The 19,904-nt window shown below is 68.1% G+C and carries 17 protein-coding genes and 5 pseudogenes; 8 read left to right on the top strand and 14 right to left on the bottom strand.

Going from position 1 to position 19,904, the window contains the following annotated elements:
* Positions 1-539 precede the first annotated feature (539 nt).
* The 3 genes and pseudogenes from AB0I18_RS22955 to AB0I18_RS22945 all read left to right on the top strand — a co-directional run.
* Positions 540-845: a hypothetical protein gene (locus AB0I18_RS22955; protein ID WP_363107413.1), complete on the top strand. Its 306-nt coding sequence runs from the start codon at positions 540-542 to the stop codon at positions 843-845.
* 443 nt (positions 846-1,288) lie between these two features.
* Positions 1,289-2,740, top strand: coding sequence for a cellulose-binding protein (locus AB0I18_RS22950; protein WP_363107412.1), 1,452 nt, complete (start codon positions 1,289-1,291; stop codon positions 2,738-2,740).
* Positions 2,741-3,100: 360 nt separating this feature from the next.
* Positions 3,101-3,324 (top strand): annotated as a pseudogene (locus AB0I18_RS22945) (hypothetical protein); the annotation flags it as partial.
* A gap of 423 nt (positions 3,325-3,747) precedes the next feature.
* On the opposite strand, the pseudogene AB0I18_RS22940 reads toward AB0I18_RS22945, so the two are convergent.
* Both AB0I18_RS22940 and AB0I18_RS22935 read right to left on the bottom strand, forming a co-directional pair.
* Positions 3,748-4,977: pseudogene (locus AB0I18_RS22940) on the bottom strand (IS110 family transposase).
* A 467-nt stretch (positions 4,978-5,444) separates the two neighbouring features.
* Positions 5,445-6,208, bottom strand: a protein-coding gene (locus tag AB0I18_RS22935) for an IS5 family transposase (RefSeq protein ID WP_363107411.1) whose coding sequence is annotated in 2 segments (ribosomal slippage) — positions 5,445-5,876 and positions 5,879-6,208 — 762 coding nt in all. Because the reading frame shifts where the segments join, the coding sequence is not laid out codon by codon here.
* A gap of 178 nt (positions 6,209-6,386) precedes the next feature.
* Here AB0I18_RS22935 and AB0I18_RS22930 point away from each other — a divergent pair.
* Together AB0I18_RS22930 and AB0I18_RS22925 are read left to right on the top strand one after the other, a co-directional pair.
* Positions 6,387-7,070, top strand: coding sequence for a response regulator transcription factor (locus AB0I18_RS22930; protein ID WP_363107466.1), 684 nt, complete (start codon positions 6,387-6,389; stop codon positions 7,068-7,070).
* Positions 7,067-8,518 (top strand): HAMP domain-containing sensor histidine kinase, encoded by a 1,452-nt coding sequence (locus tag AB0I18_RS22925; RefSeq protein ID WP_363107410.1) that lies wholly within the window; start codon positions 7,067-7,069, stop codon positions 8,516-8,518. Before AB0I18_RS22930 ends, AB0I18_RS22925 begins: the two co-directional genes overlap by 4 nt.
* Before the next feature lie 206 nt (positions 8,519-8,724).
* Here AB0I18_RS22925 and AB0I18_RS22920 read toward each other — a convergent pair whose 3' ends face one another.
* The 3 genes from AB0I18_RS22920 to AB0I18_RS22910 form a co-directional block, all read right to left on the bottom strand.
* Positions 8,725-10,875, bottom strand: a complete 2,151-nt coding sequence (locus AB0I18_RS22920; RefSeq protein ID WP_363107409.1) for an MMPL family transporter — start codon at positions 10,873-10,875, stop codon at positions 8,725-8,727.
* 86 nt (positions 10,876-10,961) lie between these two features.
* Positions 10,962-11,090 (bottom strand): hypothetical protein, encoded by a 129-nt coding sequence (locus AB0I18_RS22915; RefSeq protein ID WP_363107408.1) that lies wholly within the window; start codon positions 11,088-11,090, stop codon positions 10,962-10,964.
* Positions 11,087-11,293 carry a hypothetical protein gene (locus AB0I18_RS22910; RefSeq protein ID WP_363107407.1) on the bottom strand — a complete coding sequence of 69 codons (207 nt, stop codon included), beginning with the start codon at positions 11,291-11,293 and terminating at the stop codon, positions 11,087-11,089. Before AB0I18_RS22910 ends, AB0I18_RS22915 begins: the two co-directional genes overlap by 4 nt.
* Before the next feature lie 5 nt (positions 11,294-11,298).
* Between AB0I18_RS22910 and AB0I18_RS22905 the strand changes: the two genes are divergently transcribed.
* Positions 11,299-11,781, top strand: coding sequence for a DUF2568 domain-containing protein (locus tag AB0I18_RS22905; RefSeq protein WP_363107406.1), 483 nt, complete (start codon positions 11,299-11,301; stop codon positions 11,779-11,781).
* On the opposite strand, the gene AB0I18_RS22900 is transcribed toward AB0I18_RS22905, so the two are convergent.
* Both AB0I18_RS22900 and AB0I18_RS22895 read right to left on the bottom strand, forming a co-directional pair.
* Positions 11,768-11,983, bottom strand: a complete 216-nt coding sequence (locus tag AB0I18_RS22900) for a hypothetical protein (protein ID WP_363107405.1) — start codon at positions 11,981-11,983, stop codon at positions 11,768-11,770. The two genes, AB0I18_RS22905 and AB0I18_RS22900, sit on opposite strands and share 14 nt — an antisense overlap.
* Positions 11,980-13,188, bottom strand: coding sequence for an FAD-dependent monooxygenase (locus AB0I18_RS22895; RefSeq protein ID WP_363107465.1), 1,209 nt, complete (start codon positions 13,186-13,188; stop codon positions 11,980-11,982). The genes AB0I18_RS22900 and AB0I18_RS22895 overlap by 4 nt, the downstream gene beginning before the upstream one ends.
* Here AB0I18_RS22895 and AB0I18_RS22890 point away from each other — a divergent pair.
* Entirely contained in the window at positions 13,188-13,553 is a 366-nt protein-coding gene (locus AB0I18_RS22890) for a helix-turn-helix domain-containing protein (protein WP_363107404.1), read from the top strand. The genes AB0I18_RS22895 and AB0I18_RS22890 overlap by 1 nt on opposite strands.
* Here AB0I18_RS22890 and AB0I18_RS22885 read toward each other — a convergent pair.
* From AB0I18_RS22885 to AB0I18_RS22860, 6 genes and pseudogenes are all read right to left on the bottom strand, one after another.
* The gene (locus AB0I18_RS22885; protein WP_363107403.1) at positions 13,462-14,208 is read right to left on the bottom strand and encodes a serine/threonine-protein kinase; all 747 of its coding nucleotides are present in this window, start codon (positions 14,206-14,208) and stop codon (positions 13,462-13,464) included. The two genes, AB0I18_RS22890 and AB0I18_RS22885, sit on opposite strands and share 92 nt — an antisense overlap.
* A pseudogene (locus AB0I18_RS22880) lies at positions 14,096-14,497 on the bottom strand (transposase family protein); the annotation flags it as partial. The gene AB0I18_RS22885 and the pseudogene AB0I18_RS22880, both read right to left, overlap by 113 nt.
* Positions 14,486-14,964 (bottom strand): annotated as a pseudogene (locus AB0I18_RS22875) (helix-turn-helix domain-containing protein); the annotation flags it as partial. The pseudogenes AB0I18_RS22880 and AB0I18_RS22875, both read right to left, overlap by 12 nt.
* Positions 14,965-15,200: 236 nt before the next feature.
* Positions 15,201-16,343 (bottom strand): amidohydrolase family protein, encoded by a 1,143-nt coding sequence (locus AB0I18_RS22870; RefSeq protein ID WP_363107402.1) that lies wholly within the window; start codon positions 16,341-16,343, stop codon positions 15,201-15,203.
* 63 nt (positions 16,344-16,406) lie between these two features.
* The gene (locus tag AB0I18_RS22865) at positions 16,407-16,955 is read right to left on the bottom strand and encodes a hypothetical protein (RefSeq protein ID WP_363107401.1); all 549 of its coding nucleotides are present in this window, start codon (positions 16,953-16,955) and stop codon (positions 16,407-16,409) included.
* Between the two features lie 74 nt (positions 16,956-17,029).
* Positions 17,030-17,647 carry an FAD-dependent monooxygenase gene (locus AB0I18_RS22860; RefSeq protein ID WP_363107464.1) on the bottom strand — a complete coding sequence of 206 codons (618 nt, stop codon included), beginning with the start codon at positions 17,645-17,647 and terminating at the stop codon, positions 17,030-17,032.
* Between the two features lie 18 nt (positions 17,648-17,665).
* Here AB0I18_RS22860 and AB0I18_RS22855 point away from each other — a divergent pair.
* Positions 17,666-17,779 (top strand): annotated as a pseudogene (locus tag AB0I18_RS22855) (transcription factor); the annotation flags it as partial.
* A gap of 17 nt (positions 17,780-17,796) precedes the next feature.
* Here AB0I18_RS22855 and AB0I18_RS22850 read toward each other — a convergent pair.
* Positions 17,797-19,458, bottom strand: coding sequence for a membrane-associated oxidoreductase (locus tag AB0I18_RS22850; protein ID WP_363107400.1), 1,662 nt, complete (start codon positions 19,456-19,458; stop codon positions 17,797-17,799).
* Positions 19,459-19,904 lie beyond the last annotated feature (446 nt).

Below are 19,904 nucleotides of genomic sequence, written 5' to 3'. Positions count from 1 at the left end.
CGTCAGAGGCTGTCCGGATGCCGGTATGGTGCGACCCTGGTCGTTCGGCATGTCGAACGAGGGTCGAAGTGTCGATCAGCTGGATAATAGGGTTCCGGTGATCAGCGTCAATGCCTCGCGCAAAATTCGCGGCCAGAAACGTTCGCAGGCTGAAAGCAGGCGACTTCAAGTCCCGTGGTTGTACGGGTCTTTGGCTGAGGGGAAGGTAGCGGTGCGGGCACGGGCTTGGTGATCATTACGGACCCCGACCAGGTCGCTCACCTGAGCCTCTGGTTCGGCTTGGTGCCCGACCCGCGCTCGCGGCGGGGCCGGTGGCACTCACTGACGCCGGTCCGGTCGACGTGTGCCTGCGGCGGTCGTCTGCGGTGCGGGGAGCGTCGAGAACTCGCCGAGTTGGCTTTATCGAGCAGTAGTGACGTCGCTTGTCGATGAGTTTGGGAGGTGCCTATTTCCACGGATGGGTGATGTCGACGAGTTCGGGAGGCACCAGGGTTCTTGCCAGGGCAGCATCGAGGTGCTCCTGGTGAAAGGTACTTGTCATGCTGCGGATGTCGAAGGTCGAGCTGTGCGCGGCGATCCGGCGTGACCATCGCGGCGGCATGTCGATGCGGGAGCTTGAGCGTATGCACACCGTGCTGCGGCGCAAGGCACTCGGCGAGTTCGTCGAGCAGATCCAGCACTCCCTGATCATCCCCACCGGCAAGCGCAAGGGACAGAGCCCGTTCGTCGTCAGCATCTACCGGGCCCTCGCCGAACACGAGAAGACCCAGGCGTACCCCGAGGCCGTCGAGACAGCACACGCCGACTTCGCCGCCCTTCAGCAGCGCGACCGCAGCCTCAAGTAGTTACTCAGCGCTACACACCACCTGGCGGTAGCTGTACGAGAACAGGGCCGTCGCGGTGGCGGCGGCCGCCGTCTGTCTTTTCCTGTGCTTCCTGTGCGGCTTCAGCCGCTCGGCCACCGCGGGACGGTGTGCGGCCGGAAGCATGTGATGGTTCGCGCCGGCGAGGTGGAAAGGGAGCCCGGGCGTGTCACCGGGTCACGGGGTCCGGTGAGACGGTGCGACCGCGTCTCGGAGAAAAATGATTGAGACGGCAACCTTTCCGCTCTGAGTGGCCACTTAGGGGTGTACCGACGAGGGCAAGCCGTGGTCAGCGGCGCTACGCCCTCTGTGTCAACACCCGATCGGAGCCCCACGTGTCACCAGACGACCCGAGATCCGCCGAGCAGCCGATGCCTCGGGGTCGCACGCCCCACCGCCGTAGCCGGACGCTCCGGCATTGTGTCGTGGGGGCGGTGGCGGTGCTCGCCGCCTCGGCCGGTATCGGCGCCCTGACCCCCAGCGCGGGCGCCGCGCCGACCGTCGGCATCCGTGTGGATGCCGGTACCTCCTTGGGCACGGTGCCCAGTAGTGGTGTCGGCCTCAACACGGGCTTCGGCGACGAGCACATGGGGACCGCCAAGGTGACCTCGCTGATGAAGGCCGCGGGAGTTCGGCAGCTGCGCTATCCCGGCGGCTCCGGCGCGGACGACTACCACTGGAAGACCCACACCTCCGGCGACGGCAGCGGCTGGATCCCCTCCAACACCAACTTCGACCGCTTCATGGCCACCGCGAAGAAGGTCGGCGCCCAGCCGATCCTGACCGCGAACTACGGTTCCGGCACCCCCCAGGAGGCCGCCGACTGGGTCAAGTACGCCAACGTCGACAAGGGTTACGGCGTGAAGTACTGGGAGATCGGCAACGAGGTCTACGGCAACGGGCACTACGGCGACGGCAAGGGCTGGGAAACTGACACGCACGCCGACAAGAGCCCGAAGGAGTACGGGAAGAACCTGGTCGCCTACTCGAAGGCGATGAAGGCCGTGGATCCGAAGGTGAAGATCGGAGCGGTGCTCACCACCCCTGGCTTCTGGCCGGATGCGGAGAAGGCTCCCGGTGACAGCGCCGACTGGAACAACACGGTGCTCTCCATCGCGGGAGGCTCGATCGACTTCGTCATCGTCCACTGGTATCCGGGCGGCACCACCACGGCCGACCTGCTGAAGACCCCTTCCCGGATCGCCGGTGTCAGGTCCTCGCTGCGCTCGCTGATCGCCAAGTACACGGGCTCGCGCGCCGCTTCGGTGGAAATCGCGGTCACCGAGAACGGCGCCGTCGGCTCGCCCGCCCAGACCAGCCAGGCCGCAGCCCTGTTCGCGCCGGACACCTACATGACCTGGTTCGAGCAAGGCGCCACCCACGTGGACTGGTGGAACCTGCACAACGGCACGGACCAAGCACCCACCACCGTCCACGGCCAGACCGACTACCAGGACGGGGGCATTCTCTCCGCCGGAACCTGCGCCGGGGGGAAGTGCGAACCGCCGCGCGACAAGCCCTTCCCCACCTACTGGGGCATCCGCTCGCTGACCGCACTGGCGAAGCCTGGCGACACCATGGTCAAGTCGTCCTCGCGCAACTCCTCGGTCGCTGTGCACGCGGTGCGGAGCAGCAACGGCGGTCTGAACGTCATGCTGATCAACAAGAGCCCGCAGAACGCGGCGAAGGTGTCGCTCTCGTACGCCGGATTCACTCCGGCCGCAGGGGCGGTCACGACCGTTTCGTATGCCAAGGGAGGCACCGCCCTGACGACGGCGAAGCGGGGCTCGGCGGTCGCACAGAAGCTGCCGCCGTTCTCGATCACGACTCTTCAGCTGAAGCGTGCGTCGGGGACTGCCGGCGCTGACAAGCCGTAGCCCGCACCCACGCCGACCGCCGCCGCTCCGGTTGTCTCCGCCTCCGGCACGACCGGCACCCGTGCGCAGGCGGAGAGGGGCGCACCCGTCGGCCAGCCGACCCCGAGCAGCATGTCCGGCGGCCTGGGTTCCACCGGGGTGGGCAACGCTGTCACGTACAGCGCCCTCGGTGGCCTGCTGGTCATCGCTGCCGGCGGCGTGCTGGTGCTTCGCGGACGTCGCCGCAGGGCTTTGCACGGGAAGTGAGACCGCGTGAGTGACTGACGGCCCGGCAGCAACGCCACCTACCCGTGGCGTGCGCGCCGGGCCGTCGGCCTCCGCGCCGGCGTCGGCGGTCAGGAAACAAACAAGGCCCGGGCCGTTGACCTGGACCTGGCTACCTCGGCACCGGTCCCGACCCGTGGGGCGGCCCACGGGCCGCGTTCCGGGCCACCGTGGAACTGCCGCGCGAGGACTTCGCGATGAACTACAACCAGGTCGTCCAGGCCGGCATGGCCGCCATCGGCACCACGCTCCGCGTCGGGATCGACCTCCAGGCCGTCCACGGCCCGAGCGATTTCTGGGCCAGGGGCCTGGGCGACTAGCAGAATCGGCCGAGAGGGTCCGCCTCCCCTCCGGCGCCAAGCTGCTGGCCAAGCTCATGATCATTCTCGGCGCCAACCGCTGTACCGATGTTCCAAGCGCCGCCAATTGCATCAGATGGGAATTCGCGACGGTATGCGAATCGGCCTGCGTGGGAGCATCAACCGCGCCGCGATCCCGTGGAGTTGGGCGCCTGTGTTACCGGTGACGATAGCGGCTGGCAGGGCCTTGTCGCCACTGACCCGAGGGGCTGACCTGCGGGTTCTCTGGCGGCTCGCATCTGATGCGAGCCACGGAGAGTGGTGAATCAGTGGGGTTCAACGGCCGTGCGTCAGATCCCGGCCTATACGTCCAATCTTGATGAAGACGTCCCTCCCCTCGTAGCGTGAAGACCGTGACTGCAGACACCTCACGGTGCTAACTCGTCAAGCGGCGGCGGCAATTTGGGTGGGATAGGCGGTCGCTTCGTCGAACAGTTCGTGGTTCTGGATGCAGTGGTAGAGCTGGCCGATCATGCGGTTGAAGAGGTTGCGCTGGGCGGCTGCGTGCCAGTCTCCGCGGTCATCGCGCCGTCGCTTGTAGTGCGTCTTGGCGCCCGGTGAGGCGGTGATCGCGGAGAACGCCCAGAGGTAGCCGGCGTGGTTGAGCCGGTCGTTCTTCACCCACCGCCGGGTGATGCTCGACTTCTTCCCTGAGGCGCGGGTGATGGGCGAGGCGCCCGCATAGGCCTTGAGGCCGCGGGCGTCCGCGAACCGGGCGTGATCGTCCCCGATCTCGGCGAGCACCCGGGCGCCGAGCTGGATCCCGAGTCCGGGGAAGCTCAAGATCACTTCAGCGTCCGGGTGCTGAGGGAAAGCCTCTTCCACCGCCTTCGCGAGGTTGTCTGCGGCGGTGCAGGCGGCTTCAAGCTGGACCAGGAGGGCGAGCATCTGCTGGCCGAGCGCGTCCTCGACCAGGGGCGGCTGGTGGGCCCAGTCGGCCCGGAAGGCCTCTCGGAGTCGCTCGGCCTCGGCCTCGATGCCGCGCTTGCGGCCGGCGCGCTTGAGGGCGGCGTGGAGCTGGGGGCGGGTCAACTTCGTGGCCCGGGTGGGTGTCGGGGCCGCCTTGAGGAGTTCGCGGGCCTCGGGGCGGCAGAGCCCGTTGGCCCAGGTGGCGAAGGCGTCCAGGGCAGCGGGGTAGTACTCGCGCAACAGGGACCGGAGCTGGTTGGAGATCTGCTGGCGGTTCCAGGTCGCGTCCTGCTGGGCGCGGGCGAGCACGGCGATGGCGCGGGCCAGATCCGTGTCGTTGGGCAGCTGCCGGTGGGCGTGCATGTCGGTTCGCAGGATGTTCGCGAGGACGAGGGCGTCGCCCGGGTCGGACTTCTTGCGCGAGACGCTGTGCCGGTCGCGGTAGCGGGCCGCAGCCATGGGGTTGATCGCGAAGACCTTTCGTTTGCCCTGCCGCAGCACGGCGACCAGCAGACCTCGGGAGGTCTCGATCGCCACCGGGATCGGGTGTTCCTCGGTGTCGCCGTACTCGGCGAGCATCTCCAACAAGATCTTGTAGCCGACCGCATCATCCGTGATGTGGCGTTTGGCCATCAGCTGGCCCGAGTCGTCGACCAGGGCGACGTCGTGCGTCCTCTCGGCTCAGTCGATTCCGCAGTAGATCAAGGCGTCCTCCCCATGGCGTGGGTGTTTGCGCTGGTCACGAGCGCATGCGGGCCACGCGGCGACCTAATTCCAGGACTCGGCGACAAGGCCGGTCCGCCACCTCACTAGCCGTTCGTGGCACCAGCGCGTCACACGGGCCTCGGTCTCGACGGGAGCTCGCAAAGCTCGGGCATATCGAGAGGTCACCATGCAGCGGGCTCGCACCACCAACGTCAACGAGCAAGCACGGCCTGGGGTAGTGGCGGTCACACAGGCGCGAGCGCTTCGCGCTTCGCTCAAGGCTTCTCAAGCCAGGCTTCGTGTAGGAATCCGTCCGATGCCCACGCGACCACCACCACGAGTACGGGGACTGCACGCCGCTCTATGCGGAGGTCTCAATGAACCCGGTTCGCCGGAGGCGTCGCAGCCCCCGTACTCGAACAACCCGCTGGAGCGACAACCGCTCTGTGTGGGCCGCTGAGAACGAATTAGGCTTCGTGGACGTCGTCGCGTCGTTCCCAACGGATGCGCAGGCGGCGGAAGCCGTGCAGCCAGGCGATCGTCCGCTCGACGACATACCGGAAGCTGCCCAGGCCACTGCCGTGTTGCTCGCCTCGTTCGGCGATGACCGGGCGGATGCCGCGGGCCCAGAGCGGGCGGCGGTACTTGTCGTGGTCGTAGCCGCGGTCGGCGAGGAGTGCGGCGGGGCGGTGTCTGGGCCGGCCGACGGCGCCGGCCACGGCCGGAACCTGGTCCAGCAGCGGCAGTAACTGTGTGACGTCGTTGCGGTTGCCGCCGGTCAGCGACACCGCGAGCGGGATGCCCTGGCCGTCGGTGAGGACGTGGTGCTTGCTGCCCGGCCGTGCGCGGTCGACCGGGCTGGGCCCGCTTTTGGGCCGCGCCGCGCCGCCCGCACATGGGAGGAGTCGATCACCGCCCGCGACCAGTCCAGCTGCTGCGCCGCCCGCAGCTTCTTCAGCAGCACCAGATGCAGCTCGTCCCACACGCCGGCCTCGTTCCACGCGGCCAGCCGCCGCCAGCAGGTCATGCCCGAGCCGAAGCCCAGCTCCTGGGGCAGGTATTCCCACTGGATGCCGGTATGCAGCACGAACAGGATCCCGCACAACGCCTGTCGGTCCGGCACCCGCGGTCTGCCTTCGGCCAGCTTCGGAGCGGGCTCGGGCAGCAACGGCTCGATGAGCGACCACAGTTCGTCCGACACGATCCACGGCCGCGACTGACGGTTCCCCATAACCAGACCAACGAGCCGACAAGCAAACAGTCGCATGATCAACAGCTTTTGGTAGAGCCAGTTAGGCATCCGTAAGAGCACGGCCCGCGGGCACCACAGCGGCGACGCTCTAATCCTGGCCTCAGGTTGATCGGGGAGAATGAGCGGCAAAAGCATCGACTGGAGGGGGCGGGCCGGCGTGCGGATCATGATCGCGGATGACGAGGCGGCCATCCGTGAGTCGCTGGAGCGGGTGCTCCAGGTCGAGGGTTACGACACCAGCACCGTCACCAACGGTTTCGCCGTGCTCGACGGGGTCGGTGGCGACGCACCGGATCTGCTGCTCCTCGACGTGATGATGCCCCGCCTCGGCGGGTTGGAGACCTGCCGGCGGTTGCGGGCCGCGGGCCGGGATCTGCCGGTGCTGATGCTGACCGCCCGTGACCAGGTCTCCGACCGGGTCGCGGGGCTGGACGCGGGCGCCGACGACTACCTGCCCAAGCCGTTCGCCACCGAGGAGTTACTGGCCCGGGTGCGGGCCCTGCTGCGCCGGCGCACGCCGGCCGACGAGGAGTCGCAGATCCTCTCGTTCGCCGACGTCCGGCTCGATCCCGACAGGTTCGAGGCGTGGCGGGGCGCGCGGCCGCTGCGCCTGACCCGGACCGAGTTCTCCCTCCTGCAGGTCCTCGTGAGCAACGCGACCCGGGTCGTGACCCGTGACGCGCTGTTCGAGGCGATCTGGGGCTTCGGCATGAGCTCCACCGCCAACAACCTCCAGGTATACGTGAGCTACCTGCGCCGCAAGATGGAGGCCGAGAGTGAGCCGCGATTGATCTACACGCTGCGCGGCCTGGGATACACGTTGCGGGAGACTCCTCCGTGAGCAGGCACGCCGGCCGGGAACCGCGCCGGCTGACCCGATGGTGGCGCCGATGGTCCCTGCGGGCCAGGCTGACGGTGATCGCGGCGACGGCCATCGCGGTCAGCGTGTTCGTAGCCTTCCAGGTGGCCAGCGAGCTAGTGGACTGGGAGCTGAAGGACACCGCCGAGAATCAGCTGCGCGCCGACTCCCGCGTTCTGGCGACGAACGCGGAGCGCGCCGGTCTGGCGCAGGTCCAGCTATCGCCGTATCCCGGATCCGGTCGGCTGGTGCGGGTCATCCTGCCCGACGGCTCGATCCGGACGCCGGCCGGCCAACCCGCGCTGCCCCCGGTCAGCGAGGACGCCGGGCGCGTGGCGCAGGGCGCGTCGGCCGACCTGATGGAGTCGAACGACAGCGACGAGGACGGCTACGTCATCTACACGCTGCGGGCGGGCGACGGCGCGGTCCAGGTGGCCCACGTCGTCGACGACAGCCCGATCAACCGGTTCGGGTTCGGCATGCTGCTGATCGGGCTGTTCTGCGTGGTCGGCGGCGCCCTTGTCGGGCGGACCGTGGCGCGGACCGGGCTGGCACCGCTCGACCGGCTGACCGCCGCCGCGGTACATGTCGCGCACACCCGGGATCTCGACGCCGACATCCCGGACGAGGGCGGTGGGGAGATCCGGCGGCTGATCCAGTCGATCAACGACATGCTCGCCGCGCTCCGGGACTCCCGGCGGGCCCAGCGGCTGCTCGCCGAGGACGCCGCCCATGAGCTCAAGACCCCGCTCACCAGCCTGCGCCTCAACGCCGAGCTGCTGATCCGGCTGGATCAGCGGGGCACCCTGGACAGCGCACTGCCGGCGGAGAGCCGGACCCGGCTGCTCAACGATCTCGGCGCCCAGGTGGCCGAGTTGAGCACCCTTGTCGCCGAGCTGACCGACCTGGCGCGCGGTGACGTCAGCGACGAGAGCACCGAGGTGCTCGACCTCGCCGACGTGGTGGTGGCCGCCGCGACCCGGGCGGGTTCCCGCGTGCCCGACATCGAGGTCGCGCTCGATGTGACCTCTGTGTGGGTGAGCGGGCGTCCCGCTGCGCTCGAGCGGGCGGTGCTCAACCTCATCGACAACGCCGGCAAATGGTCCCCCGCGGACCAGCCGGTCCAGGTCCGGCTCCGTGCCGAGGGCGCGTCGGCGGTGCTCGAGGTCGACGACGCCGGGCCGGGCATCGACGCCGCCGACGTACCGCGGGTGTTCGACCGGTTCTACCGTGCCGACAGCGCCCGGGCGTTGCCGGGATCCGGTCTGGGGCTGTCGATCGTGCAGCGGGTCGTCGACGCCCACGGCGGCCGGGCCACCGTCGCCCGCTCCGCACGCGGTGGCGCGCTGCTTCGAGTCGACCTTCCGGCCGCGGCCCCGCCCGCCCCGATCGCACGGCTCACCGCCGGGGAGGACACCGCGGCGCGCTGACCCGCCCCGGCGGCGCGGCGCAGGACAAGGGACGGCGGCCCTCGGCATGGCCCCGCGCGGCTCACCGTCCGGGGCAGGACACCACGATGCGCCGACCCCAGCCCCGGCGGCGCGGCGCAGGACCAAAGGGCGGCGACCGTCGGGCCCATGAAAAAAGCTGGGACGGGCCTGGGGGCCCGTCCCGGATCTCGTCCGTGCCGTCGCGCTCAGCGTTGCAGCGCGGGCTCCTGGTCGTCGGCGAGCGGCTGTGGACCGTCCGGCAGCTCCGCCGCTGGACGGGACAGCCGGCTCGGCCACCACATCCGCCGGCCGATCAGCAAGGTGAGGGCGGGCACCAGGACCGACCGCACCAGCAGGGCGTCGAGCAGCACGCCGAAGGCGACCAGGAACCCGACTTCGACCAGCATCACCAGCGGAAGTGTGGCGAGGACCCCGAACGTGGCCGCCAGGACCAGGCCTGCCGAGGTGATGACGCCACCGGTGGCCGAGAGGGCTTTGAGCATGCCCTCTCTGGTGCCGAGACGCACGGTCTCCTCCCGGGCCCGGCTGGCCAGGAAGATGTTGTAGTCGACGCCGAGCGCCACCAGGAACAGGAATGCCAGCAGCGGCACCGAAGAGTCGACGCCCTTGAACCCGAGAATCGTGTCGAAGACGAACACGCTGCCGCCGAAGGCCGCGGCGAATGAGATGACCACGGTGGTCATCAGGACCAGCGGGGCCAGGATCGCACGCAGCAGCAGCCCGAGGATGATCAGGACGACGACGAGCACCAGCGGGATCACCAGCTTCTCGTCGCGCACGGTGGTCACCTCGGTGTCGAGGTTCTCCGCACTCGGCCCGCCGACGATCGCCTCAGCCCCGCTCACCGCGTGCACGGCGGTGCGTACCCGCTTGATCGTGTCGTACTCCGCGGTGGTGTCCGGCGCGTCCTTCGGGGTCACGGAGATGTTGGCCCAGCCACCGCTGGTCTGCTCCGGGACGGCCTCGGCCACACCGCGAGTGTCCTTGACGACGTCGAGCACCCGCTCCTGGTGCGCCGGCCGCGTGAAGATCGTCATCGGCTGGCCGCCGAGCTCCGGGAAGTGCTCGCGGAGAACGGTGAAGCCGTTGACCGACTCCGGCGTGTTGAGGAACTGGTCCTGCTCCCGCAGGGCGCCGGTGTTGCCCGCCAGCCCGAGGGCGAGCACGCCGAGGACTCCGAGCGAGCCGAGCGTCGCCACCCACCGGCGGCGGCTGATGGCGGTGCCGAGCCGTCCCCACAGCCCCGGCTTCTCCTCCACGGCCGTGCTGAACCGCGGGATGGCCGGCCAGAAGACCCGCCTGCCGAGCACCACGAGCACCGCCGGGAACAGCGTCAGCATGGCCACCAGCGCGCACAGGATGCCGGCCGCACCGATCGGGCCCAGCCCGCTGGTGCTGTTCAGGTCCGCGACGAGCAGGCAGAGCAGGCCGACGACCACGGTGGCCGCGGACGCGATGATGGCCGGCGCCGCGCCGCGTAGCGCGTGGACCATCGCGACCCGGACGTTCTCATGGTGGTGCAGTGCCTCCCGGTATCGAGCGATGAGCAACAGCGCGTAGTCCGTGCCGACGCCGAACACCAGGATCGTCAGCAGCGCCGAGTTCTGGTCGTTGACCACGATGTCGAAGCCCTTGACGAGCAGGTAGACGGTTCCCATCGAGGTCAGTGCGGCCGCGCCGACAGCCAGCAGGGGGATGATCCACAACACCGGGCTGCGGTAGGTGATGATGAGCAGGAGCGTGACGACGATCATGGTGGTGAGGAGGACCTGCGTGTCGATGCCGTCGAAGACAGCATCCATGTCGCCGTCGATCGCGCCCGGCCCGGTCACGTCGAGTTCCAGGCCGGCGGGGCGGTCCTTCGCGGCGTCACGTACCGGGCCGACGAGGTCCTCCGGTGGGCCGTAGGACATGTTCACATCGAGGGTGAACACCATCGCCTCGCGGTCGGTGGAGCGGCTCATCGGTGAGCCCTCGTCGTCCTCGCCGGCCTCCGCTGTCCCCTTCGGCGGGTACTTCTTGGTAAGGGTGTCGTAGTGGCGCTCGACCGTCGCGCGGTCGGCGTCGGTCATGCCGCCGGAGCGGTGGTACACGAAGACGAACGTGTTGTCCTCACCACCGGGGAGCTTGTCGTCCAGCGCCGCCACCTTGGTGGACTCGGCACTGGCCGGCAGGGTGTCCACGGCGCTGTCGGTGGTGACCGAGCTCAACTTTCCGCTCAGCGGCACCATGCCGACCGCCAGCACCAGCCACAAGCCAATAACCAACCATGGCACCCACCGGCCTGCCAACCGACCGGCCGGCGCTTCCCCGGACGGCGCTGCGTTGACTGCCATCACTAGCCTCCTACATACAAATTGCTTCGCTTGTCTGGATGCCTCCTTCTTACGGAGCGAACCTGAGACGACTGTTAGAGCGGCGCTCAGGCCGGTTGGCCGGACCATGTGCCCAGGGCACGCACCAGCGTGGTGGCGTCGCGGACCTCCGCGCGGTCGACGAGGTCGAGCAGGAGCCGACGACCCGCACGCGGCAGGTCCGCCGACCGGGTCACCGCGGTGACGACGTCCGGGTCGGCTCTCGCCGCTCCAGCGTCCACTCCATGTCCGGACACAGGGTGCCGACGAGCCGGTGGTCGTCGCCCAGGTCGTACCGGACGTCCAGGTCGGCGGGCATGTCGGCGACGCACCGGTGGGCGTCGTCGAGGGTCCTGGCGCAAGGTCCCCTCTCCGTGGCGCCGGCTGCTGGTCGTCGCACTGCCCGTGGCTGTGGGCTGGGCGTGGGTTTCCTTCGCCGTGCCGGATGACCCGTCCCGTCCTGGCGCGAGCGATGTCCACACTCCCGGACCAGTGCGCCTGCTCCTCGAACTCGCTGTGTTCTTCGGCGCGGTGGCCGCGCTCGACTTCGCCGGCCTGCGCCGCGCGGCCCGCCAACTCCCTGTGATCATGGTCGGCTACCAGGTCCTCGCCGCATCGCCCGCACGATCACCGACCTGGCGACGGTCGGCGCCCCCGCCACCTGGGCCCTCTCCAACCACGACGAAACCCGCCACGTCACCCACACCGGCATCACGACCCCGCTGCGCGACCAGGGCCACCCCACCGACGTCACCCTCGGCACCCGCCGAACCCGAGCAGCGGCTCGGTGATCAGCGGAGCCGAAGCCCGATCTCGCGCCGCCCCACCACTCCTCGAACACGCCCTGGAGAACCGGGACGGCCGGCACCCCGGCTTACGAGCGGCTGAGCCCGGCTGCCCAGTCGAGCTGTTCGGAGTGAAACGCTCGCCCTGCATAGTGGTGGTCCACGTTGTGGCCGCTGTCCTTGATCGTGTGTGCGGTCACCTGGGGCGCGGTGGTGAAGGCGGCGGCGAAGGCGGCGATGCTCTCCGGCGTCGAGTTCCACAGCCCCTCGTGTTCGGCGAGGCCGTAGTGGACAGGCACGTTCACGGCGGGCGCGAGACGGGCGAAGTCGCGGGTCCAGCCTTCGATGACCTCGTACAACTCGTCGACCGGGATCGGCGCGCAGGCGGGTTCGGCGGCTTTGAGCACGGCGGGGTCGTGGGTGCCTTCGGGGCCGTACATGAACCGCGCGGTCTTCGGATGTGAAGTCGATCGACGAGCCGTGGGGGGATGGCCTGCCAGGCGTCGGTGACTGCGGCGGTCTTCCAGGCGATGTTGGCCGCGTCCCCGACGCACGTGTCGCAGCCGTGCCCACCCCACGGGGGATTCACGTGGGCGCTTTCGCCGACGAGGAGGACCCGGCCGTCCTGGAAGCGGTCGGCGATGAGCATGCGGGCGGTCCACGGGTCACACGCCGGCAGCTCATGGTCGGCGGGTTCGCCCACCAGGTCGGCGATGAGCCGTGCGGTGTTGCGCGTACCGTATGCGGCGTCGAGGCCGGGGAAGCTCGCCCACCATGTTCCGGACAGGTCGAGGCGTCCCAGCACTCCTGTGGTTCTGGCGCCGACCACCCTGTACCGCACTGCGGGCCCCAGGTCGGTGTCCGGACCCGGGGCCCGGAAGATGACGTCGAAGTTCGGGCGTGGGTCGGAACGGCCCTCGTACACCGCCCGGATCTGCTCGCGCACCGCGCTGCCGGGGCCGTCACAGCCGAGTGCGTAGTTGGCGAAGACCCGGTACTCGTGACCCTCCCCGTTCCGTAAGTCGACCATCACCCTGTCCGGGTGCTGCAGCACCCGGGGCACGATGTGACCGAAGCGGGTCTCCACACACTCCTGCCGTGTGAGGTGGTCGCGCAGGACCTGCTCGGGCACCGGCTGTGCGACCTGATGCCCCGCCTCCGCGAAGCGCTCGTCCCGGTCGGTCACCAGTTCGGGGACACCGTCGAAGTCAGTGATGCGATGACCGGAGAGTGCGTCGCAGAACGTGACGCGCTGCGACCACGCCACCGGCAGCGGCGCCGCCTGCCTCACCTGCTCGGCCACTCCCCGGCGGCGCAAGTGCTCCATGGTCCGCACGTTTGTGGTCTTCGCTCGCGGCCTCCTGCGGGAGACGGTTGGCCGCGGCCCGACGATGACGCAGTCGATGTTGTGCAAGGCCAGTTCGGCGTCATGCAGGGCCAGTTCGGCGGCTGCCGCCAGACCTGACGGTCCGGCCCCGACCCGGGCGGCGGCCTTCGCAGGGTGAGCCAGTGCTCGACAGGGCCTTCCGGATCCTGGCGGCCTTCGGGCCGGCGGCCCCGGCCTTGTCCCTGACTTCGCTCAGCGTGCGGTCGGAAATGCCGAAGAGCACCACCTCGCGCATCGTCGGCAAACTGGCTGAGCTGGGCGTCCTGGACCGCACCGACGACGAAAAGTTTTCCGCCGGTCTGCGCATGCTGGACATCGCTTCCCTGGCCCCGCGTGGCCAGGGCCTGCGGGCGACCGCTGTGCCCCGCTGGGCGTACTTGGCTGTCGCGCGCTGGATCACCGGCCGGAGCGGGCCGTCCGGGATGTCGTCCTCTTCGAAGGGCGGCTGCCCGGCGAACAGGTGCTGGAGGATCTTGCCGAGAGCGTAGACGTCTGCGCGGGCGCCCACAGTCTTCGCGGCGTTCCGCTGCTCTGGAACCATAGGGGAGTCCCGAACCCGTCTCCGGTCCAAGTCAGCGTGGTTGTCATGCGTTCTTGCTCACGCGCCAGCCCAAAATCGCTGATTTCCCACTGCCCGTCGGATGTCCTGAGCACGTTGGCGGGCTTCGGATCGCGGTGGAGGACTCCGGCGTCACGGACGTAAGTGAGGCCACTGCAGATCTGGCTCATTATCTCGACGATCTCGATCTCCTTGCCCTCGAACTCCGGGACACGATCATGGAGATTGCCCTGGGCAAGGGGCATGGCATACCGGATCTCATCGTGGTCTGACATGTCGCCGTGGGCGATGACGCGGATCATGTTCGGGTGCGACAAGCCGTTAAGGATCCGCAGTTCCCGCCGGAAGCGCTTTGCTGCGTCCCCGTCGAGGTCCTGGATGTCGCGCTGGATTTTGATGGCAACAGGCTGGTCCGTCTGGCGGTCCAGAGCACGATGGACATGCGCGAACCCGCCCTGGCCGATCGGAGGTTTCTCGACCTGGGCGGACCGGCGACACCCATAGCGGCCAGCCGTCCGGGGCCGCGATGACCTGTTCGTTCCCGCCGGGGTGCCGGTGTTTCCCGGACCACCACAGGTTCGCACCGTTGGGGCCAGCGGTGGCCACGCGATCGGTGCGGATCACCGTGCCGTCCAGGTTGAGGTGGGTGTATCCGGCCGCCGCCGCGCGTTCCAGTGCGGTGGACAGGTCGGGCGCGTGGTCGGCGAGCACGGTCAGGCCGCCCTCGTGCAGGTAGCGGTAGGCGGCCGGGGCCGCGATGCCGTTGTCCCGGGCGAGTTGGACGAGCCGGGTGCCGTCGACGAACCAGCGCAACACCAGCACGGCCTGCTCGAAGACGCCCAGGGCGCGGGTGTTCTTGCGGGTGCCGCGCCGCACATAGTCGTGGGTGCGCTTCTCGATGGCGGCGAAGGCCACAGGCAGCACCGGCTGGGTCCGGTCCAGCGCCTGCACCTGCGTCTTTTCGTCGACCGACAGGACGACAGCGCCCCCGGGCGGTCCAGGTACAGCCCGACGATATCGGCGACTTTCTCCGCGAACGCAGGGCCTTTCGACAATTTGAAGGTGCCCGACCGGCCCGATTCCGGCGGCGGGCTCGTCCTGGTCAGCGCGATCACCCGGCCGCGGGTCCGCGGCGGTACCTGGTCTTTCCCGCCGCCGCGCTTCTTTTCCACCAGGCCCGCCGGGCCGTGCCCGGAGTACCGGGTCTTGGGGCGGTCCACCGTCCGCGCGGACACACCGGCCAGTTCGGCGATGTCCTTACGGCGGCCCTCGCCGGCCCACAACACGGTGCGGGCCCGAAGGGCCACGTCCGCCGTCACGTGTCGGCCGGCCGCCAACATCCGCAATTTCGCGGCCTTTTCCGAAGAGAGGTTCACGCACTGCCCAACGAGTCAAAGTGCGTCAGGTGACACAAACTGGATCACGAGACACTAGCGCGACACTTCGATCTCTCCAGAAGAGCATGCGATCCGCCGTTGTACGAAGACCGCGTGATGCGGCAGCCGCGCATCGCATGCTTTGACTGTACTCTTGCCTTACAGCCAAAGCATTCTTCACTTCTGCCGACGCCGGTGCGTCACTTCACGGGCACTTTGGCTTTTATTCCGAACAGCTTTTCCGCATTTCGGTACGCAATTTTTTCCTTGTCTTCGCGTGGCAAATCGACTCCGCGGAACCAGTCGGTCTGCTCCTTTATGTCCGCGAACGGGTAGTCGGTTGCGAACATCACTCGATCCACGCTTATGTATTTCAGCAGGAGATCGAGCAGTTCGGTCTGGGGGAATGCGCTGGTTGTGACCCAGAAATTGTCCTGGAAGTATTGCCCGATGGGCTTCTCGAGCGAGTCTTTGGTCGGCTCGCCCATGTCATTGACGATCCGCTTGTAGTAGAAGGGAAGACCTTCGCCCATGTGGCCGATGATGATTTTCAGTTTGGGGAATCTGTCGAAAACCCCGTACGCGATCATCCGAATGCATTGGGTCAGCACCTCCTGGTGCCAGCCATATCCAGACCCACTGAAAATGTAGTCTTGGTACTCTTCCGTGTATTTAGACCGTGTGGTGCTGTAGTAGATCTTGAAGACCTCGTCAGCTGGATAGCCGGGATGCAGGTAGATCGGCACATCGAGAGCAACGGCACGTGCCAACACGGGCTCGAAATCGGGATGATCGAGATACTTCTTCGCGATGTGTCCGTTGGTCAGTGCGCCCAAGAAGCCATCTTCCCGAATCGAGCGTTCCAGTTCGTCCGCCGCCGCCTCCGGGCTCTGCAAGGGCAAGGTGGCGAAAGCCTTGAAGCGGCCCGGATATTTGGCGATTGGCCCGTCTACAAGTTGCCGGTTAAGACGATAGGCAAGGTCGATGCCCCTTTGCCCAGGGACATTTTGTACGGAGGGTGTATGAGCAGAGAGGATTTGAACGTTGAGTCCCCCCGCATCCATATCGCCGATGCGGCGTTGGCCTAGATCCGAAAGACCAATTTCCTCAAGGAACGCTATGTGATCCTGATTGATAGAGTTCAGCTTCAACAACGTGGGAGTCGTAAAGGTCTCCTCCGTGCCGATGAAGGGCAGGTCCCGGTCTCGCAATGCAATGTCCGGAGTCTTGTCCGGAGTCTTGTTCTCGTCCGCTGCCGAAACGGCGGCATACGCGGACAAGCCGGCACCAGCGCCAAGTGCCGTGGAAGCGGCTAGAAAGCCGCGACGTCCCATAGACTTCATGTCAGTCTCTCTTCAGGTGTTTGTGTGGTGTGGTATCCGTACGGCATCCGTCTGCGAGATGCTTCAGTTCGACCCTTCGTCGTTACCAGGCGCGCCCAGGTGTCCACCCACGCCGCGTCCCCCTTCCACCTCGGCGCCGGCCACGCCGGTTCCGCCGAAACACTGCCGGCCGAGACCAGGGGTTTTCGCGTCCTGCTCGCGCACCGCGGCAGCGCCGCCCGGCGGCACCGCGTACACGATGGCGTGGTGTGAGATGGCGACGTTCTCCGGCGTGAACTGGGTCCCGGTCAGGAACGCCGTCTTGGTCAGGCCCGGATCGATCATCTGGCACCGGTGTTCGTCCGAGCCGCCGCCCTCCGGCGGCGCGGGCGTGCAGGCCTCGGCCGTCCTCAGGTCGAGGAACCGCTCGCCGGCGCGCAGCGGCTGTGGTGGCGCTGACGACCCGCCCGCGTGCGCGCTGTGCGGGCCGGCCGCGGCGGGCCCCGCACTGTTGTCGGCGTGCGATCCGCAGGCGGCGACAGCGAACGCCGTCGCCGGCGCGCCATGGTGGCCGCCCCGAACCTCAACCGCCCGGGGCGGCGCCTTCCCTGACGGCGCTGCGTCGACTGCCATCACTAGCCTCCTACATACGGGTTGCTTCGCTTGTCTGGATGCCTCCTTCTTACGGAGCGAACCTGAGACGACTGTTAGAGCGGCGCTCCGGCCGGTCGGTCGGACCATGTGCCCAGCGCACGCACCAGCGTGGTGACGTCGAGGTCCTGCCCGGTAGGCAAGGCCCAGGCGACACAACCGTCGGGCCGGATCAGCAAGGCATTGACGTCCACCCTGTCCGTGCAGGCGGTGACGGTGTTGACCCGTCCGGTCCACGCGGCCGCGGCGTCGCGGACCTCCGCGCGGTCGACGAGGTCCAGCAGGAGCTCACGACCCTCAGGCAGCAGGTCCGCCGACCGGGTCACCGCAGTGACGACCTCCAAGTCGGGCCGCTCCAGGTTCAGTTTCATGTCCGGGCACAGGGTGCCGACGAGCCGGTGGTCGTCGCCCAGGTCGTACCGGACGTCCATGCCGGCGAGCATGTCGGTGACGTACCGGTGGGCGTCGTCGAGGTCTATCAGGTCGGAGAACATCTCCCACAGCGCCCTCGTCTGCGGGTCAGGTCGCATCAGGGCGAGCTGGGCCCGGGTGTTCTGCGGCAGGCGTGTCGCGACCGGATGCCGTTCGGTGGTGTACGTGTCGAGGATGTCCTCGCCGACCCAGCCGTGTACCACGGCCGCGAGCTTCCTGCCGAGGTTCGCCGCGTCGGCGATACCGGCGTTGAGGCCCTGGCCGCCGACTCTCGCACCCTCGAACCGTGCATCAAGGGCTACAAGACTGAACGCTCCGAAGGCGGCCCGCCGTCCACGGCCATGCAGGAACTTGGCATAACGCTCCCGCTGTGATCGTTTAGTGGATTGGGCTATGCGCCTGCGGCGTCACCGGTGGGCTGGTTGGGTGGAGCGAGACCAGCCGCCTCATCGCCATTTGGGGGGATGGCGGAGGGCTCCGGCATGCCCGCTTCGGCGGCGGCAGTCGGGTCGGTTGAGATAGGGCTCGCCACGGGCAGGCCTATACGAGCGCGGATGACATCGGCCTCCGCCCTCTTCATTTCGGCCTGAGCACGAATGAGATCGGAATCGGCCTGTCCGCGAGCCCGGATGACGTCGGATTCGTTTTGCCCGCGTGCTCTGACGAACTTCGCAAGCCCAGTGAGAATTCCTCCGATGAGCACGCCGGAGACGGTGCCGATGCTGACGATGGCGGCCACCAAGGGTGGGGCGTCGCTAGGGCCAAGCCCGGCGTTGCTGATGTCTGTGAGCACCGCCCGTGTACTGAGCCAAGCTATTGCCAGCAACGCGAGCACAACGAGGAGCAGCCACAAGGCGGCGCGGAGGGGGCGGAAGCCGTAGCCGGTGGTGGCGTCTTGGATGTAGCTCCAGAGGCGGCCGTCCCAGGAGAGGGTGGCTCGGCGGCGGCGTTGTTGGGCGATCTGGACCAGCTGGGCCGCGTGGTTGTCGCCGACGCGCTGGTAGGCGGCGGTCAACTGCTCGTAGGCGTTAGGGACATAGCCCTCGCGGTCCCGTTCCAGCATCGGCAGCCGGCGCTCGGCGGGCTCCTGCGGGGTGAGCGAGGTGTAGACGAGCCCGTTGAACTGGACCTCGTCGGGTACCACTTCCGGTTCCAGGAACAGCACGTCGATCTGTGCGTGGCGCAGCGTGAGGGTGCCCTCCATGGGCGGCCCCTTGCGCAGCCACAGTTCCCCGATGCTGCAACTGCTGGCCCGGAGCGCCGCGTTGCCCGGATTCGACAGACATGCGTACGACAGATCGAGCCGGCCCGCGATCCTGGCGCCCCGCAGACCGATCCAGCCGAACGTGGCCAGGAACCGCATGGAAAAGTCGCTCTCCACACTCAGGGTCTGCGCGTCGAGCACGATCTGGCTGGGGTTGCTGAGGCTGGCATGGTCGAGGTTGATCGACCCGGCGACCGAGGCGCCGTTGAGTCGCACCTCCCCGTGCGTGCGCAGCCAGGGCGCCCACAGGTCGTCGCCGATGGACACGTGGTTGAGCTGGAGCGCGGGCTCAGTGGTGCTCCCCGGTGTGATGTCGGCCCCGTCCATGAACAGTGCCCCGCCGATCTGCGCGCCGCTGAGCCGCACCGGCCCGCGCACCCGGCAGTCCGTCAGCCGCAGGACGTCCACCATCCGCATGGCGGCGGCGACCAGCCCGGGCAGCACGGAGCTGCTCAGGTTCAGCTGGCGCAAGCGGGAGCCGTACAGCAGCGGCGCGTCCTCGAAGAAGCAGTGGCTCAGCCGTACGGCGTGATCCACCGTGCCGTACTGCAGGTTGAGCAGACCGGTGATCCGGGCACCCGCCAACTTGAGCGCGGGTATCTTCCCGTCCTCCTGCGGCCCGTTGAGGAGCACAGTGCGCAACACGGCCGCCCGGATAGTCCGTTCGGGCGGCCAGCCGCCGCCGTCCGTCACGTCCTCGTCGTCCGCCGTGCGGAAGTCCACGGACTCGCCCCGAGGAAAGGCCTGCCACACCCGTAGTTCGGCTCGCGTCAGATCATCGAGATCCATGAATCGGAACCTTGACGCCCGCCATCACAGGTGTCAACAGGCCCTCAATCCCACAACTCAGCATGCCTTCGGTGCACCTGAGTCGCCCGTTCACGAAGAACCGCTCGTAGTGCTCCCACTCAGATCACCCGTTTTACAGCGGACTGACCTCGTTCACGAGGCGAGTTCAAAGCGTTGACTGCCTGCCACCCTCGGTGACACGCTTAGCACTTGGTCACCCGCGCGAGACCGAGGTTGGCGTGACCGATTTCCCGATTTCTGAGAAGGCCCGGCGCGCCATTACCAAGGCGGTTGCGGCCAGCGAGTCTGCGGAGGAGGCGGGCTGCAGACCTCGCCCGTTCGAGGGAATTCGGCGGCTGGTGTCTTCAGCCGGTGCGCTCGCGCAGGTTAGCATCCTGCCCGGCTAGTGCGTACTGCCGATCACCGCCTGCTTCCGGAGCCACGCC

Source organism: Streptomyces sp. NPDC050704 (assembly GCF_040654355.1).
Classification (GTDB): Bacteria; Actinomycetota; Actinomycetes; order Streptomycetales; family Streptomycetaceae; genus Streptomyces.
Note: the sequence above shows the minus strand (reverse complement) of the source record. Positions and strands in the feature narration are given on the sequence as shown.

Coding starts and splice junctions, on each gene's coding strand:
- AB0I18_RS22850 (WP_363107400.1), bottom strand. CDS start 19,458: ATGGATCTCGATGATCTGACGCGAGCCGAACTACGGGTGTGGCAGGCC.
- AB0I18_RS22865 (WP_363107401.1), bottom strand. CDS start 16,955: ATGGCAGTCGACGCAGCGCCGTCAGGGAAGGCGCCGCCCCGGGCGGTT.
- AB0I18_RS22870 (WP_363107402.1), bottom strand. CDS start 16,343: ATGAAGTCTATGGGACGTCGCGGCTTTCTAGCCGCTTCCACGGCACTT.
- AB0I18_RS22955 (WP_363107413.1), top strand. CDS start 540: ATGCTGCGGATGTCGAAGGTCGAGCTGTGCGCGGCGATCCGGCGTGAC.
- AB0I18_RS22920 (WP_363107409.1), bottom strand. CDS start 10,875: ATGGCAGTCAACGCAGCGCCGTCCGGGGAAGCGCCGGCCGGTCGGTTG.